Here is a 15,995-nt window from a genome sequence, read left to right on the forward strand (position 1 = left end):
AATTTAAGTAATTAGTCTACTATAGCTTTTGCTCCACTAATAGCAATTTGTCTGTCTTGTTCTATAGTTCCTCCGCTAACACCTATAGCACCAATAATTTTACCCTCTTTATTTTTAATAGGAAAACCTCCTGGAAAGGTAACTAGTCCGTTATTAGTAAGTTCAATATTATAAATGATGCCTCCTGGTTGGGTTAATTCTCCTAATTTTCCAGTATCAATATTAAAGTATCTTGCCGTTTTTGCCTTTTTTATAGCCACATCAATACTACCTAGAAAAGATTCATCCATTCTTATAAAAGCTTTTAAGTTAGCCCCTGCATCAACTACAGCAATATTTACCAATACTTCACTTTCAACGGCTTTTTCTTTTGCTGCTAAAACAGCTTTCAAAGCCTCTTCATGAGAAATATCGTTTGTAATTTGTGCATAACTTAGGTTAGATAGTAATAACAAGCTAGCAAAGTAATAAATTTTAAAATGTTTTAAAGCGTTCATTTTTCTATTTTTTCTTGAACCACAAAAATTGCAAACAGATTCGAGAAAAATGTTGAACAAGTTCAACTTCAAGAAAAAATTAAAATAAATTCTGTTTTTTAATTTTACTTAAAAATTCATGACGAATGCCAAGATAGCCTGCTATTTGTTTATCGGTTACTTTGGATGCGATATTGGGGTATTTTTCAATAAAGTGATTATATCTTTCTTTAGCCGTAAATGAATGATTGTTTATTAAGCGTCTCTGCCATGAAACAAGTGCTTTTTGAGACATAATTCTAAAAAGTTTTTCAACCTTTGGCAATGTGTCATATAAGGCCATTTTATCTTGTTTATCGATTAATAATACTGTGCTATCTTCTAAGGCTTGAATATTTAAATTAGAAGGTGTTTGGTTCATAAAGCTATCAATATCCATAAGCCACCAATCTTTAGCTGCAAAATATAAAGTGTTTTCTTTACCTTTTACATCTATATTAAAAATTCTAAAACAGCCCTCTAACACAAAGCCTTCAAACTTGCAAATTTTACCTTGAGTTAACAGAAAGTCTTTTTTTTTAATAGACTTCGTATAAAACGATTTACAGAATTCTTCTATTTCTGTTTTAGAAAATGCTACATTTTTAGATATGTTTCTTACTAATAAATCGTTAATCATCTATTATTATTCTAATGGTTTTATTAAAAATATGTCTGATAAAAAGGCAAACCTAATATTATATTTTTTAATTGAAACGTCATCAAAAATACATTTTATTATAAAATTTAATATGCATATTTTTTGGGTTTAGCACAGAGCTCTATAAAGAATTTATGTTGAAAAATTTTAATGTTAAATTCGATTTTAATTTCGTGTATTCTAAAATAGAAAAAATAGTCACTCAATTTTTACTGCTTTTTGCCAAAAAAAACCTCAATACTCAAAGCTATTTATTTTGAAAGTTTTTTGTAATTATAAATAGACAGAATTGGATAACATATGGTTTAAAGCAAAGAAAGTTGCTACCTCATGCTTAAAGCTTTTTATAAAGTTGCCTTATGTGCTGCTTTAAATTTTTGCCTATACTTAGAAGGTGTTGTTTTGTTGAATTTTAAAAACTGCCTGTGAAAAAAAGACAATGATTCGTAACCACAGGTAAAACAAATTTCGGTAACAGACCAATCTGTATCGATTAATAATTTACTGGCAACTTGAATGCGATACTCATTCAAAAAAGTAAAAAAAGGTCTATTCATCATTTTACTGAAAAAACGAGAAAATGATTGTTCAGACATATTTATAAGTTTAGAAACATCTTTTAAGTAAATTTTTTTTTGATAATTTTTATCTACAAATTGATGAATAATACGCATTCTAGTAGTGTATTCGTTAGGCAAATCATCTATAAAACTTCTTTCAGAAATAAAACTATATTCCATTTTAGATAAGTTTACGAGTATCTTTTGTAGATTTAAATAGAGACTTGTATCGTCTAATAAAATCATTTTTTTTATTTCTGGTAGTATTTTTATAACATCATCTTTTTTAAAAATAACGCCCTTACTAGCATCTTTTAACAATTTAAAAAGACTTTCTAATTCTGGTACTCTTGAAAAAATTCCTTTATTCCATTGAATTACAATAGACGAAGAATTTCCTTCCTTATCAGAATCATTTTTCCAACAATGAGGTAAATTAGAGCGCAATAACACTAATTCACCTTCTTCATAAGGGCCAACAAAGTTGCCAATAAACTTAGTTCCACTGCTTTTTTCTATATAAGTAAGTTCGTGCTGTGGATGAAAATGCCAAGGGGAATCAAAATTTTTAGCAGAAAACCGAAAAGCTAATATTGACTTTCTGTCTGTTAGAGGAACTTTTTCAAAAAATGCATCCATAGACCTTATTTTAACGTGAAAAGCTAAATATACAAATTATAGTAACATAATAGTGTAGTAAATTGCAAAAAAAAGAGGATAGGATACTTCTACAAATACGAAATCTTTGCGTAAACCTAGATCTAATCGATATCAAATTAAATTGGTGAATTATGAAAATAAGTGAATTTCCAGATCCTTTTAAAAAAGAAAGAGAAGAAAAAGGGTACGATTCTATAAACGATCAAAACGATCCTGCAATGGTAATTTTAGGACATAAAAATGTTCGTAAATGTGCACATCAGTGGCAAACTTTTCAATCGGGTGCAAAACCTGGTCGAATTGTAATTCCATCCGAAGTAAATATTAGAGATACCAGACAAATTCCTTTTGAGGTAGATCCGCCAGAACATAAATCTTACAGAAACCTTTTAGAAGATTGGTTTAAAAGACCTTTACAAGAAGATTATAAAAATAAATTAACAGCACAAATAGAAAATATTGTAGATGAAGTTTTAAATAAAGACACAATAGAAGTTGTGGGCGATTTTTCTTTACCTCTACAATCTAGAGCTTTAACTTTATTATTAAACATACCATATGCTGAAGCAGATTTATGGATTTCTTGGGGCACACATGTTTTTAGAAGCGACGATTCTGCTTTAGATGCAAACAAAGCCAATATTTTATACAATTATATAGATGCTAAAATAGACGATGCTATAGAAAAACCAAGTGATAGTTTATATTCTGTGCTTTTAAATTCTGAAATTGATGGTAGAAAACTTACAAAAGAAGAAGTAAAAGGAGTTATCATTTTAACCTTTGCAGGAGGTAGAGATACTGTAATTAATGCTGTTGCCAACTCTATTGCGTACTTTTCAGAACATCCTAATTCGTTAAAAGCATTAAAAGAAAATCCAGCAATGATTAATAATGCTGTTGAAGAATTGGTGCTTTATTTTACACCTCTTACACAGATGGGTAGAGTTGCCACCAAAGACACTCAAGTTTGCGAACACGCAGTAAAAGCAGATAGTAGAATTGCTTTAAACTGGGCATCTGCAAACAGAGACGAAAGTGTTTTCGAAAATCCGAACGAGGTTGTTTTAGACAGAAAAGTAAATCCGCATGTAAGCTTTGGTTTTGGTACACACAATTGTTTAGGAGCTACACATGCGCGTCAAATTTTAAGAATATTACTTGCTACTTTATCAGAAAAAGTAACCGAAATAAAAATAGTAGCAGCAAAAGAAAACATAGAAGATTTAGGCAAGTTTAAAAGAAAAGTGGGTTTCGATTCTCTAAAAGTACAATTTAAAAAATAACAAAAATGGCAAAAATTACATTTATAACTTCAGACAGTGAAACAGTAACTCTAGAAGCAACTTCTGGTTCTGTAATGGAATTAGCAGTAAACAATAACATTAAAGGAATTGATGGCGATTGTGGAGGCGTTTGCTCTTGCGCAACTTGCCACGTTCACGTAGCTCCAGAAGATTTTAATAAAACTGGTGCACCTAACGAAATGGAAAACGACATGTTAGAATTCGATGATTTAACAAACGAATACAGTCGTCTTTCTTGTCAATTACAAGTTAGCGAAGAATTAGACGGAATTGTTTTAAAAGTGGCTAAATAATTTTTGTTGATGTTAGAAACTGCAAATAAAATTTGTGTAGTAATTGGTGCTAGCCACGCAGGTGTAAACTTTGCTTTTAATTTAAGAAAAGAAGGTTGGCAAGGAGAAATTATTTTGTTTGATATCGATAAAAACACACCTTATCACAGACCTCCTTTATCTAAATCGTATATTATTAATGGCGATTTAAATAGCAATCTTTTAAAGCCAATTGAAGCTTACCAAAAAGAAAACATCACTTTACAATTGGGTAAAAAAGTTACCAATATCAATAGAGATTTAAAAAGCATTTCTATCGAAAATGAAGCTAATCAAAAATATGATAAATTAGTTATTGCAACTGGTGCAAGTCCTTTAATTCCAAATATTAGAGGTATTGAAGAAGCTCATAATTTATTTGCAATGCGAACTGCTGCAGATGCTATAAATATTAAAAATGCTTTAGAAACATCAACAGAAAAAAGAGTAGTAATTATTGGTGGTGGTTATATTGGTTTAGAAACAGCAGCTTCATTAAAAAAATAGGAGCTTCTGTAACCGTTTTAGAAAGAGAGTCTAGAGTTTTAGAAAGAGTAACAGCACCTTTATTGTCTGAATATTTTATGGATTTACATCAAGAAAACGAGGTAAATATTCGTACACATAAAAATGTAATTTCTATAAAAAATGAAGGCAATTATAACACTGTTTTTTGTGATGATAACACTCATTTTGAAGCAGATCTTGTAATTGTTGGAGTTGGTATTCGTATAAATACGGAGTTAGCGCAAAAAGCTGATTTAACCATAGAAAACGGAATTAAAGTAAACGAATTTACACAAACAAACGATGCAAACATCTATGCAATTGGCGATTGTACTTTACATTACAACCCTCATTATAATAAATATATTCGTTTAGAATCTGTACAGAATGCCGTAGATCAAAGTAAAATTGCTGCTGCATCAATTTGTGGTAAAAGCATTATTTATGATACAATTCCTTGGTTTTGGTCAGATCAATATGATGTTAAATTGCAAATGGTAGGTTTATCAAATGGTTATAATGAAGTGCTATTAAGAAAAGAAGAAACAGAAAACACCTGTTTTTCTATTTGGTATTTTAAAAATGATGAATTATTAGCAGTAGACGCCATTAATAATGCTAAAGCTTACGTGTTAGGAACACGTTTTATAAAAGGAAAACAAAAAATTAATAAATCGAAACTAGTTGATGTTTCCATACCAATGAAACCCAACAGTTTTTTATAAAAAATAGAATGAGTTTACAATCAAAATCTGCCATTGCAACAGGAGATGGAAAGTTTATCATAGACACCATAACAATTGCAAACCCAAAAGAAGACGAAATTATTGTAAAAATAAAAGCGGCAGGTTTATGCCATACAGACCACGACTCTTTAACTTGGGGTAAAGCCATTATTTTAGGGCATGAAGGTGCAGGAATTATAGCACAAATTGGTACCAATGTTACCGATTTTAATGTGGGTGATAAAGTTATTTTAAACTGGGCAACTCCTTGTATGAAATGCTTTCAATGCCAAGAAGGAAACCAACATATTTGCGAAAACAATTCTCCTGTAACTGCTGGCGGAAATGGTTACACACCTGGCCACGCACATTTAGAAGGATCAAAATGGAAAAACGAACCTATAGAACGTTCTTTTAATATTGGTACCATTGCAGAATACGCACTAGTTAAAGCATCAGCTTGTGTAAAATTAGAATCAGAAATGCCAATGCCATCTGCAAGTATAATTAGTTGTGGTGTAATAACAGGTTATGGTTCTGCTGTAAATACCGCAAAAGTAACAGCAGGTAGTTCTGCTGTAATTCTTGGAACTGGTGGTGTAGGATTAAATGTAATTCAGGGTGCAAAAATATCTGGAGCATCAAAAATAATTGCTATTGATATTAATCCTGAACGTTTAGAAATGGCCAAACAATTTGGAGCAACACATACCATTTTAGCAAATAAAGATGATGTTGGTTTGATGAACGCATCAGAAGAAGTAAAAAAAATGACAAATGGCAGAGGAGCAGATTTTGCTTTTGAGTGTACAGCAATTCCTGCTTTAGGTGCTGCACCATTAGCCATGATTAGAAATGCAGGTACAGCTGTTCAAGTAAGTGGAATTGAAGAAACCATTTCTATAGACATGAATTTGTTTGAGTGGGATAAAATTTACATCAATCCATTGTATGGTAAATGCAGACCGCAAATCGATTTTCCAAAATTGGTAGATTTATACGATAAAGGTGATTTGCTATTAGATGAAATGATCACCAAAACGTATCCTATAGAAGATTTACAACAAGCTTTTGATGATATGTTGGCTGGTAGAAATGCAAAAGGTGTAATTGTTTTTGATTAAAAATAATCTAAATATGAAAATTCAAAGTAGCAAGTGCATCAAAAGAAGACAGAACTGCATACATAGATTACATAAGAACTTATAAATTAGAAGATAAAAACTAAAAAAATTACCATTCTATTATGAAAATAAAAACATCCATTTTACTTTTTACTTTTTGCTGTTGCTATCACTTTTTTACTGCTCAAGAAGTAGAACTTTTAAAAAACTGGAAGTTCAGTAATTACGATTATGGTGCTGCTTTTCAAGAAAATTTCGATGATTCTAATTGGGATAAAGTAACTGTACCTCACGATTGGGCCGTAAAACAAGATTTTGATTTTGCGCACGATGTTCAGTTAACCATGGTAATACAAGATGGAGAAACACAACCTAGATACAGAACAGGTAGATCTGGAGCTTTACCTTATGTGGGTATTGGTTGGTACAGAACAAACTACTCAGTTTCTAAAGCTGATTTAGCAGAAAAAGTTCAGTTGCTTTTTGATGGTGCCATGAGCAATGCAAAAGTATATGTAAATGGAAATTATGTAGGCGAAAGACCTTTTGGATATATTTCTTTTTATTTTGATATCACCAAATATTTAAAAGCAGGAGACAATTCAATCGCAGTTCGATTAGAAAATTTTAACAGTCAATCTCGCTGGTATCCAGGAGCTGGTTTGTACAGAAAAGTTTCTGTTATTAAAACCAATAAAACCCACGTTAAAACTTGGGGAACTTTTGTAACAACACCTATCATTGAAAAGAAATTTGCAAAAGTACATGTAGATGTAGAGGTTTTAGGTTCTGGAAATTACACCATGGTAAATGAAATAATTTCTTCGGATGGAAAAATTGTTGCAAAAAAATCAAAAGAAATTACACTGCACAAAAACACTAAAATCACAGCAGATTTAGAGGTTAAAAAACCAAAACTTTGGGATATTCAATCGCCAAATTTATACAAGCTAAAAACAAGTATTTTAAAAAATGACAAAATTATAAACACCTATAATACCACTTTCGGAATTCGAAAAATCCGTTTTGAGGTTGATGGTTTCTATTTAAATGATAAAAAAGTAAAGTTTAAAGGTGTAAACATGCATCATGATTTAGGTCCTGTTGGTGCTGCTTTTCATAAAGAATTGTTTGTGCGTCAAATGAAAAAAATGAAAGAAATGGGTGTAAATTCCATTCGTTTTTCTCATAATCCTCCTGCTCCAGAAGCCTTAGATATCTGCGATAAAATGGGAATTTTAGCTATAGATGAAGCTTTTGATGAATGGCAAATTGGTAAAGTTATGAATGGTTATGCTTTGCATTTTGACAAATGGTCTAAAAAAGATTTATCAGATATGATTGTAAGAGATCGTAATCATCCATCCATTATTATGTGGAGTATTGGTAACGAAATTTTAGAACAATACAGAAAAGATCCAAAAGATATTACTGGCTATTTAAACAAAATTGTAAAATCTTTAGATACCACTCGTGCAACAACTGCTGGTTTTAATTCTTCTGTAGGTGCATTAAGAAGTAAAATGGCACACACAGTAGACGTTGCTGGGTTTAATTATAAACCAGGAATTTACCATCAAATAAGAAAAGAATACCCAAATTTAAAGTTTTATGCCAGCGAAACTGGTGGTGCTGTAAGTGTTAGAAATAGCTATAAATTCCCTGTTGTTTTTGATACCTTACACAACAAAAGAGGGAATTCTTTAAACACAAAAGTGTACAAAGATGGTTATCCAGGTAATTACGAAACTACCAATGTTCCTTGGGGATATCCTGCATACAAAGAGTTTGTGGCTTTAGAAAAAAACACTTCTGTTTATGGAGAATTCGTTTGGACTGGTTATGATTATTTAGGTGAACCTTCTCCATATCATGATGCAAAATCGAGAAGTTCTTATTTTGCACCTGTAGATTTTATCGGTTTAGAAAAAGATAAATTCTACTTATACCAAACCCAATGGAAAAAGGATAAAGATGTATTGCATTTCTTTCCTCATTGGAGTTTACCAGACACAATGAAAGGCAAAGAAATTCCTGTGGTTTGTTATACTTCTTTTGATAAAGCTGAACTTTTTATCAACGGAAAAAGTTATGGCATACAAACTAAAAAAACCATAAAAAAACACAGTTACGAAAACAACTCAATAGCAAAACCTGCTTCTGGTGGTGGAAATTGGGATTTATTTAAAGCCTATGCCATTGTTTGGGATGATGTTATTTATCAACCAGGAGAAGCAAAAATTATAGCTTATAATAAAAAAGGAAAATCTGTTGCTGAGGTAAAAAGAGTTACTGCTTCTGCACCTCATAAAATAGAAATAAAACCAGAATTATCGAGTATTAAAAATGGGGAAGTTGGGGTGTATATCGTTTCTGTTTTAGATAAAAATGGCAACTTATGTGTAAACTATAATAAAAACATGAACATTTTGGTAAATGGTGCAGCTACATTTTTAGCTGCAGGAAATGGAGACCCAACCAATATGCAAAACCTTTCTAAACCCACTCGAAAATTCTTTAATGGTCAAGCTGCTATTTTTGTAAAATCGAATAAAAAAGGGATTGTTTCTGTGGATGTAAAATCGGATCAATTGCAGCAAGTAAATTCATCATTAATTGTAGAATAAGAAAATTATGGCATCAAGTTTTAGAACAATCGAACTTTCAGATTCTATTTTTGAATCGCAAAACTTACGCTTTTTAACCGTTAAAACTGCAAATTTAAAAGGTAGAGGAGACATTTGTTTGTACGTACCACAAGTGGATGAGAACGTCGATAATCTACCAATTTACATCCTTTTGCATGGCGTTTATGGCAGTGCTTGGATTTGGGCAATGAAAGGTGGTGCTCATAAAACTGCGGCAAAATTAATAGAAAATAAAACCATAAAACCAGCCATTATTGCAATGCCTTCTGATGGACTTTGGGGAGATGGTTCTGCATACTTTTCTCATCATCAAAAAAACTTTGATAATTGGATTGTTAATGATGTAGTTACTGCTGTAAAAGAAAACATTCCTGAAGCAAAAAATTCAACATCAACTTGCATTGGTGGTTTATCTATGGGAGGTTATGGAGCTTTAGCTTTAGGTGGTAGATTTCCAGAGAAATTTAAAGCCATTTCTGGGCATAGTTCTATAACAAAATTAGAGCAAATGGCACTGTTTGTAGAAGAACCTTTAGAAGCCTATCAAAAAGAAGCAAAGTTTCCTGATGTGATTGATATTTTAAAAGAAAACAAATCAAAAATTCCACCTTTTCGTTTTGATTGTGGTAAAACTGATGAACTTATTGAACCAAACAGGTTATTACATCAACAGTTAAAAGAGACTGGAATCAATCATATTTACGAAGAATTTGATGGTGGACACGAATGGCCTTATTGGATTAAACATCTAGAAAAAACCCTAGTTTTCTTTGATAAAAATACTCCCAATCATTTATGTATTTGATTGTTTTTTATCAATAATAAACTTCTAAAACTTTAGCGGCATCTGCTGTTAGTGTTATATGTTTTAACGAAGCTGGTAGCAATAAAGTTTCTCCTTGTTGAATGGTGTATGTTTGCTTATTACATTCTAAATCTAAAGAGCCTTCTACACACATATAAATTACAAAAGAGTCAATTTCTGAATAATCTTTAGTAACTGTAGCATCGATATCTAGAATGTTAGTTCTAAAATAAGGAGAGTGCACTAATTTATTTGATGTGTTTTTTTCTAAATTATAATCGGTTTTATAAGAATCATGTACTTCATAATCTAATACATCCATAGCCATTTCTGTATGCAATTCTCTTTTTTCACCTGTTTTAGCATCTACCCTATCATAATCATAAATTCGATAGGTAATATTAGAAGTTTGCTGAATTTCGGCTAATAAAACCCCAGCACCAATGGCGTGTACTCTTCCTGTAGGAATATAAAAAGTATCGCCTTTATCTACAATTTCGTGATGCATTACCTCAAGAATTGTATTGTTTTCTAGGTGTGTTTTATAACCTTCAGTGGTAATTTTTTTATCAAAACCAACAATTAATTCTGCATTTTCATCAGCTTGCATTACATACCACATTTCGTTTTTTCCAAACGAATTATGACGCTCTTTAGCAACTTCGTTACTTGGGTGTACTTGAATAGATAAAGGTGTTTTAGCATCAATAAATTTAATTAATAAAGGAAATTCTTCTCCAAACTTTTCATAAACAGCATTACCCACAAAATCACCTTTAAACTGGTTGGTTAAATCTCTTAAGGTTTTTCCTTGTAGAGTACCTTCTGCAACTACAGTTTCATCACCAGAAACATCAGAAATTTCCCAAGATTCACCAATGTTTTCTTCTGAATAATTTTTATTTAATTCAGTTTTCAATTTTTCTCCACCCCAAATTCTGTACTTATAAAGCGGTGTAAATTTTAAAGGATATAAATTCATGTTGTTCTGTTTTGTAGAATAATTTCAGGTACAATTTACTATTAAAATTTCTTTTAAGAAATAATAATAAAAATTGATTTTCAATAAATTACGAAAACGTTTTAATAATTCAATTGAAATTGAATATAGGTAATTGGCTTACCAACTTTTAAATATTGGTTTTCGTAAAAAGTTTGTGTTTCTGTAACCTCTTTAGGAGCTCCATCATTTTTATACACATTATGATTAGAATATAAAATGGTATGCCCTTGGCCAGATAATAATCCTAAAGTATACCCATGCATAAACTCAGAGTCTGTTTTTAAATTTACAATACCATTTTCTTTTAAAATATGATGATATTTTTTTAAGAAATTGGCGTTAGTCATTCTGTGTTTGGTACGTTGGTATTTAATTTGTGGATCTGGAAAAGTAATCCAAATTTCAGAAACTTCGTTCTCAGCAAAAATTAAATCAACCAATTCAATTTGAGTTCTTACAAAAGCTACATTTTCAAGATTCTCTTCAAGTGCAGTTTTGGCGCCTCTCCAAAATCGAGCGCCTTTAATGTCAATACCAATATAATTTTTATCAGGATTTTTTCTAGCTAAAGCTACTGTATACTCGCCTTTACCACAACCTAGTTCAACAATTATAGGGTTATTGTTTTTAAAAAAAGAATGCCATTTGCCTTTGTAAGAAAAATTGGAAATTACCTCATCTCTTGTTGGCTGAATGACATTTTTGAACGTTTTGTTTTCTTCAAAACGTTTTAATTTGTTTTTACTTCCCAAGTCGTAAAATTATGCTCTATCTTCTGTTCCTTCGTCTAAAAATCTCTTAGATTCTTTCATCCAGTATGCAAATAACACTAAAAGAACTAATAGAAATAACCAATTTACAGCATTCGATAACCACCAACCTAAATCTGCAGTTGCAAGTTCTAGTCGTAACCATTTAAAAGGTAGAAATAAAACGTCGGTAAATAAACTACCAATCCATCTAAAAATATTGCTTGCTATCATAACTTAAGTATCTTTACGCTGCAAAAATAATAAAAGAAAAGATGTTAGCCAATTTTTTAAACAAATCTAAACCTATCAATTTTATTGGTGTGTTGGTTTTTTTCTTAGTTGGGGTGTTTTATACTGTTTTTTTTGATGGTTTTACGTCAGATAAACTCGTAAAGAGCATCACTTTAACCCTCTTTTTTTTAATTATCTTTTTTATTTTTAACTTTATTAATGGCAAAAATAGCCTCACGTTTGATAACTCTTATGCCTATTTTTTGTTTGTTTTATTGATGCTTAGTATGGTATCTGTGTTAATTGAATATGCAATTTTAGTTCAAACAATCGTTTACCTACTATTTTTGAGAAAAATTTACAGTTTACGCTCATCCAAAAAAATTATAGAAAAGTTTTTTGATAGTGGTTTTTGGTTGAGCATCCTTTTTATTTTAGAACCTTTTTCTATTTTATTTCTAATCTTAGTTTATGTAGCAATTTATACACACCATAAAATTACAATTCAATCTCTTCTTGTACCTATTTTTGGTTTTATTACCCCATTAATCATTTATTGTACCTACCTTTTTTGGAACAATAGCCTAGATACATTTACAGCGCATTTTATTTTTGATTTTATTTTTGATATTCAGTTTTACACACAAACAAAATATTTTTGGTTTATAAACAGTGCTTTATTTTTTACCATTTTATCGCTGTTATTAAAATCCATAAAAGCTTTATCTATTAATAATACGTTTAGAAAAAGTTGGATAGTGTTGCTTACCAATTTTACGATAGTTGTTGTTTTTTTATCTTATATACCAGAAAAAAAAGGTTCAGAATTGGTTTATATGTTTTTACCAATGGCAATTATTTTGGCAAACGGTGTAGAACTGATTCAGAAAAAAATAATTAAAGATAGCATTCTTTATATGTTTTTAGTTGCAGCTATTACTGTGCATTATTTCTTATAATTTTTGCCCAAAAGCCAAATCTCCAGCATCTCCCAAACCAGGTACTATGTATCCTTTTTCGTTCAATTCGTTATCAATGGCAGCAATCCATAAGTGTGTGTTTTCTGGAAACTTATCTTTAATAAACTCAATTCCGCTTTTAGCACCAATAACTGCTACAATATGAATTTCTTTGGGAATTCCTGTTTTTTTAAGAGCTTCATAAACCGTTACTAAAGATTGGCCAGTAGCTAACATTGGATCTGCCAATAATAATGTTTTGTTTGCTATTTCTGGGGATGCTAAATACTCTACAAGAATGTTAAACTCAGCATCGTTATTTGGGTGATGACGATAGGCAGAAATAAAGGCATTTTCTACATCATCAAAATAATTTAATAATCCTTGATGCAAAGGTAAACCTGCTCTTAAAACCGAACACAACACTAGGTTATTATTCATTAAATGCAGCTTACTAAAACCAAGAGGAGTTTTAATATTTTTTTCTGAGTAAGATAATTCTTTGCTTAATTCATAGCCTAAAACTTCACCAATTCTCTCAATATTTCTTCGAAATCGAAGTGAGTCTTTTTGAATTTTTTGATCTCTAATTTCTGCAATAAATTTATTTAAAATAGAGTTGTTTTTTCCTACATAATGTATCCTCATAGTGTCTAAATTGTAAAACAAATATAATTTAATACCTCAAAATTTGTATCTTGCTACCAGATTTTATTATTATTTTCATCAATAACCAACTTAAAATCAACTAACCTAAGTAAAAGAGTTTCATTATTTTTTTGGAACTCTTTTTTTATGCGTAACTAAAAAAACATCAAATAAAACTTATCTTTGTTGCTCATTTAAAACAATGTTTGTATGATTCAATCTATGACTGGTTACGGAAAATCGGTATTGCAATTACCAACCAAAAAAGTAACCATAGAAATAAAATCTTTAAACAGTAAAAATTTAGATTTAAACGTTAGAATTCCTTCTTATTACAAAGAAAAAGAGCTTTCTGTACGTAAAAAGCTGGCAAAATCTTTAATGAGAGGTAAAGTTGATTTTTCAATTTTTGTAGAAATCACTGCAGATGAAACTTCTACAACAGTAAATAAAAGTGTTGTAAAAAATTATGTAGAACAGTTAAGAAATACACTTTTTATTGGGTCTGAAGATGATGTTGAGTTGCTAAAAATGGCAATTACAATGCCAGATGCTTTAAAAACTGAGCGAGAAGAATTAGATGAAAATGAATGGAACTTGATTGATAAAGGTATTGATGAAGCCATTTTAGAAATTGTGCAATACAGACTAGATGAAGCCAAATCTTTAGAAATAGATTTTAAGCAGAGAGTAGAAAATATTAAAAAATATTTAGAAGAGGTTAAAGCTTTAGATACAGATAGAATTAAAAATGTAAAAACGCGTTTACAAAAAGCCATCGAAGATTTAAAAGTAGAAACTGATGAAAATCGTTTTGAGCAAGAATTGATTTATTATCTAGAAAAATTAGACATCAACGAAGAAAAAGTGCGTTTAGCAAATCATTTAGATTACTTTTTAGAAACTTTAGACACGCCAGATTCTAATGGAAAAAAATTAGGATTTATTATTCAAGAAATGGGACGAGAAATAAACACCACTGGTTCTAAAGCCAATTTTGCACCCATGCAAAAAGCAGTTATTCAAATGAAAAACGAATTAGAGCAAATCAAAGAACAGATTTTAAATGTACTCTAATGAAATTAAAGTAAGTTGAATTTATTTCAGCTTCCAATAATATTAACAAGATGCTGAAACAAGTTCAGCATAACAAAATTAATTATGAAAAATGATTTTGTAGGAAAATTATTTGTGTTTTCAGCACCTTCTGGTTCTGGTAAAACTACGATTGTTCGCCATTTATTGAATCAAGAAAAATTTAACCTAGCCTTTTCTATATCAGCTACTTCAAGAGCTCCTAGAGGTAACGAAAAAAATGGAGTAGATTATTATTTTATCTCTTTAAAAGAGTTTAAAAACCATATAAAAAGTAATAATTTTTTAGAATGGGAAGAGGTGTATAGAGATAATTTTTATGGGACTTTAAAAACAGAAGTAGAGCGAATTTGGGCACAAAAAAAACACGTTATTTTTGATATTGATGTAGCTGGTGGTTTGCGAATTAAGAAAAAATTTCCAGAAAAAACCTTATCTGTTTTTGTAAAACCACCAAGTATAGATGAGTTGAAGATTCGTTTAAAAAAACGATCTACAGAAAGTGAAGACAAAATAAATATGCGAATTGCAAAAGCATCTGTAGAATTGGCAACTGCACCTCAGTTTGATAAAATTATTAAAAATTACGAATTAGATGTTGCCTTAAAGGAAGCAGAAGACTTGGTTAGTGATTTTTTAGATTTAAAATAAAACAAAAAAATAGAGTAGAAAGAAAAGATTAATGAGAAATTAGTAGTAATTAAAAGGTTTATTTTCCTTTATTTTTTTCTATCATCTTCAAAAGAAAAATGAGTAAAATCGGTTTATATTTTGGTACATTTAATCCAATACATGTTGGGCACTTAATTATTGCCAATCATTTGGTAGAAAATTCTGATTTAGAAGAGATTTGGATGGTGGTAACACCTCATAATCCTTTTAAAAAGAAAAGTTCTTTGCTAGAAAATCATCATCGATTTGAACTGGTGTATAGAGCAACAGAAAATTATATCAAAATTAAACCATCAGATATTGAGTTTAAATTGCCTCAGCCCAATTATACAGTACATACCTTGGCGCATATTGCTGAAAAATATCCGAATAAAGAATTTAGCTTAATTATGGGTGAAGATAATTTGAAAAGTTTTCATAAGTGGAAAAATTACGAAACTATTTTAGAGCATCATCACATTTACGTATATCCGAGAATTGCTGATGGAAATGTAGAACATCAATTTAAAAATCATCCGAAAATTCATAAAATTGATGCACCAATTATGCAACTCTCATCAACAATGATTCGAAAAGGAATTAAAGAAAAAAAGAACGTAAAACCACTATTAACTGAAGCTGTTTGGGAATATATAGACGAAATGAATTTTTATAAAAAATAGTTTCGTTATTTTTAAATATTCAAACCTTTATTTAAGATTTCTGCATAGTTAATTCAGATGGCATTGAATTTATAGGTACTAAACCAAAAAGTGTGTAAGTAAAGTTATTCTGAAATTTTTCTAGAGCAATCTTTGAATTGCTCCATGAGG

At 30.3% G+C, this 15,995-nt stretch carries 16 protein-coding genes and 1 pseudogene; 10 read left to right on the forward strand and 7 right to left on the reverse strand.

Features of this window, described 5'->3' with window-relative positions:
- Window positions 1-11: 11 nt before the first annotated feature.
- The 3 genes from ACW9UN_RS10775 to ACW9UN_RS10785 form a co-directional block, all read right to left on the reverse strand.
- Window positions 12-497 carry a GlcG/HbpS family heme-binding protein gene (locus ACW9UN_RS10775; RefSeq protein WP_459486269.1) on the reverse strand — a complete coding sequence of 162 codons (486 nt, stop codon included), beginning with the start codon at window positions 495-497 and terminating at the stop codon, window positions 12-14.
- 79 nt (window positions 498-576) lie between these two features.
- Window positions 577-1,155, reverse strand: a complete 579-nt coding sequence (locus ACW9UN_RS10780; RefSeq protein ID WP_459486270.1) for a Crp/Fnr family transcriptional regulator — start codon at window positions 1,153-1,155, stop codon at window positions 577-579.
- Between the two features lie 365 nt (window positions 1,156-1,520).
- On the reverse strand, window positions 1,521-2,375 hold the full coding sequence (locus tag ACW9UN_RS10785) for an AraC family transcriptional regulator (protein ID WP_459486271.1): 855 nt from the start codon (window positions 2,373-2,375) through the stop codon (window positions 1,521-1,523).
- 152 nt (window positions 2,376-2,527) lie between these two features.
- On the opposite strand from ACW9UN_RS10785, the gene ACW9UN_RS10790 reads away from it, so the two are divergent.
- The 6 genes and pseudogenes from ACW9UN_RS10790 to ACW9UN_RS10815 all read left to right on the forward strand — a co-directional run bounded on the left by ACW9UN_RS10790 (window position 2,528) and on the right by ACW9UN_RS10815 (window position 9,823).
- A complete protein-coding gene (locus ACW9UN_RS10790; RefSeq protein WP_459486272.1) occupies window positions 2,528-3,682 on the forward strand; it encodes a cytochrome P450 in 1,155 nt (384 codons plus the stop codon).
- A gap of 5 nt (window positions 3,683-3,687) precedes the next feature.
- Window positions 3,688-3,996 carry a 2Fe-2S iron-sulfur cluster-binding protein gene (locus tag ACW9UN_RS10795; RefSeq protein WP_459486273.1) on the forward strand — a complete coding sequence of 103 codons (309 nt, stop codon included), beginning with the start codon at window positions 3,688-3,690 and terminating at the stop codon, window positions 3,994-3,996.
- A gap of 9 nt (window positions 3,997-4,005) precedes the next feature.
- A pseudogene (locus ACW9UN_RS10800) lies at window positions 4,006-5,246 on the forward strand (NAD(P)/FAD-dependent oxidoreductase).
- A gap of 8 nt (window positions 5,247-5,254) precedes the next feature.
- Window positions 5,255-6,370: a Zn-dependent alcohol dehydrogenase gene (locus ACW9UN_RS10805; protein ID WP_459486274.1), complete on the forward strand. Its 1,116-nt coding sequence runs from the start codon at window positions 5,255-5,257 to the stop codon at window positions 6,368-6,370.
- Between the two features lie 122 nt (window positions 6,371-6,492).
- A complete protein-coding gene (locus ACW9UN_RS10810; RefSeq protein WP_459486275.1) occupies window positions 6,493-8,997 on the forward strand; it encodes a glycoside hydrolase family 2 TIM barrel-domain containing protein in 2,505 nt (834 codons plus the stop codon).
- Window positions 8,998-9,004: 7 nt separating this feature from the next.
- Window positions 9,005-9,823, forward strand: coding sequence for an alpha/beta hydrolase (locus ACW9UN_RS10815; protein WP_459486276.1), 819 nt, complete (start codon window positions 9,005-9,007; stop codon window positions 9,821-9,823).
- A 10-nt stretch (window positions 9,824-9,833) separates the two neighbouring features.
- On the opposite strand, the gene ACW9UN_RS10820 is transcribed toward ACW9UN_RS10815, so the two are convergent.
- The 3 genes from ACW9UN_RS10820 to ACW9UN_RS10830 form a co-directional block, all read right to left on the reverse strand.
- Complete coding sequence (locus tag ACW9UN_RS10820) at window positions 9,834-10,805, reverse strand: type I phosphomannose isomerase catalytic subunit (protein ID WP_459486277.1); 972 nt, start codon at window positions 10,803-10,805, stop codon at window positions 9,834-9,836.
- A gap of 101 nt (window positions 10,806-10,906) precedes the next feature.
- Entirely contained in the window at window positions 10,907-11,578 is a 672-nt protein-coding gene (gene trmB, locus ACW9UN_RS10825) for a tRNA (guanosine(46)-N7)-methyltransferase TrmB (protein WP_459486278.1), read from the reverse strand.
- A gap of 9 nt (window positions 11,579-11,587) precedes the next feature.
- A complete protein-coding gene (locus ACW9UN_RS10830; protein WP_459486279.1) occupies window positions 11,588-11,809 on the reverse strand; it encodes a DUF6341 family protein in 222 nt (73 codons plus the stop codon).
- Between the two features lie 41 nt (window positions 11,810-11,850).
- Here ACW9UN_RS10830 and ACW9UN_RS10835 point away from each other — a divergent pair, with 41 nt between their 5' ends.
- Complete coding sequence (locus ACW9UN_RS10835; RefSeq protein WP_459486280.1) at window positions 11,851-12,768, forward strand: DUF6427 family protein; 918 nt, start codon at window positions 11,851-11,853, stop codon at window positions 12,766-12,768.
- Here ACW9UN_RS10835 and upp read toward each other — a convergent pair.
- A complete protein-coding gene (gene upp, locus ACW9UN_RS10840; RefSeq protein ID WP_459486281.1) occupies window positions 12,763-13,416 on the reverse strand; it encodes a uracil phosphoribosyltransferase in 654 nt (217 codons plus the stop codon). The genes ACW9UN_RS10835 and upp overlap by 6 nt on opposite strands.
- Before the next feature lie 210 nt (window positions 13,417-13,626).
- Here upp and ACW9UN_RS10845 point away from each other — a divergent pair, with 210 nt between their 5' ends.
- From ACW9UN_RS10845 to nadD, 3 genes are all read left to right on the forward strand, one after another.
- Window positions 13,627-14,493, forward strand: coding sequence for a YicC/YloC family endoribonuclease (locus tag ACW9UN_RS10845; protein ID WP_459486282.1), 867 nt, complete (start codon window positions 13,627-13,629; stop codon window positions 14,491-14,493).
- Window positions 14,494-14,577: 84 nt separating this feature from the next.
- Window positions 14,578-15,162, forward strand: coding sequence for a guanylate kinase (gmk, locus tag ACW9UN_RS10850; protein ID WP_459486283.1), 585 nt, complete (start codon window positions 14,578-14,580; stop codon window positions 15,160-15,162).
- 98 nt (window positions 15,163-15,260) lie between these two features.
- Window positions 15,261-15,845, forward strand: a complete 585-nt coding sequence (gene nadD / locus ACW9UN_RS10855) for a nicotinate (nicotinamide) nucleotide adenylyltransferase (RefSeq protein WP_459486284.1) — start codon at window positions 15,261-15,263, stop codon at window positions 15,843-15,845.
- Window positions 15,846-15,995 lie beyond the last annotated feature (150 nt).

Source organism: Polaribacter litoreus (genome assembly GCF_054584775.1).

Bases quoted from the DNA above. Each gene is read 5' to 3' on its own strand.
- ACW9UN_RS10810 (WP_459486275.1), top strand. From the start codon at position 6,493: ATGAAAATAAAAACATCCATTTTACTTTTTACTTTTTGCTGTTGCTAT.
- ACW9UN_RS10845 (WP_459486282.1), top strand. From the start codon at position 13,627: ATGATTCAATCTATGACTGGTTACGGAAAATCGGTATTGCAATTACCA.
- ACW9UN_RS10820 (WP_459486277.1), bottom strand. From the start codon at position 10,805: ATGAATTTATATCCTTTAAAATTTACACCGCTTTATAAGTACAGAATT.
- ACW9UN_RS10795 (WP_459486273.1), top strand. From the start codon at position 3,688: ATGGCAAAAATTACATTTATAACTTCAGACAGTGAAACAGTAACTCTA.
- ACW9UN_RS10835 (WP_459486280.1), top strand. From the start codon at position 11,851: ATGTTAGCCAATTTTTTAAACAAATCTAAACCTATCAATTTTATTGGT.
- ACW9UN_RS10830 (WP_459486279.1), bottom strand. From the start codon at position 11,809: ATGATAGCAAGCAATATTTTTAGATGGATTGGTAGTTTATTTACCGAC.
- upp (WP_459486281.1), bottom strand. From the start codon at position 13,416: ATGAGGATACATTATGTAGGAAAAAACAACTCTATTTTAAATAAATTT.
- ACW9UN_RS10790 (WP_459486272.1), top strand. From the start codon at position 2,528: ATGAAAATAAGTGAATTTCCAGATCCTTTTAAAAAAGAAAGAGAAGAA.
- ACW9UN_RS10780 (WP_459486270.1), bottom strand. From the start codon at position 1,155: ATGATTAACGATTTATTAGTAAGAAACATATCTAAAAATGTAGCATTT.
- ACW9UN_RS10805 (WP_459486274.1), top strand. From the start codon at position 5,255: ATGAGTTTACAATCAAAATCTGCCATTGCAACAGGAGATGGAAAGTTT.
- ACW9UN_RS10815 (WP_459486276.1), top strand. From the start codon at position 9,005: ATGGCATCAAGTTTTAGAACAATCGAACTTTCAGATTCTATTTTTGAA.
- gmk (WP_459486283.1), top strand. From the start codon at position 14,578: ATGAAAAATGATTTTGTAGGAAAATTATTTGTGTTTTCAGCACCTTCT.
- nadD (WP_459486284.1), top strand. From the start codon at position 15,261: ATGAGTAAAATCGGTTTATATTTTGGTACATTTAATCCAATACATGTT.
- ACW9UN_RS10785 (WP_459486271.1), bottom strand. From the start codon at position 2,375: ATGGATGCATTTTTTGAAAAAGTTCCTCTAACAGACAGAAAGTCAATA.
- ACW9UN_RS10775 (WP_459486269.1), bottom strand. From the start codon at position 497: ATGAACGCTTTAAAACATTTTAAAATTTATTACTTTGCTAGCTTGTTA.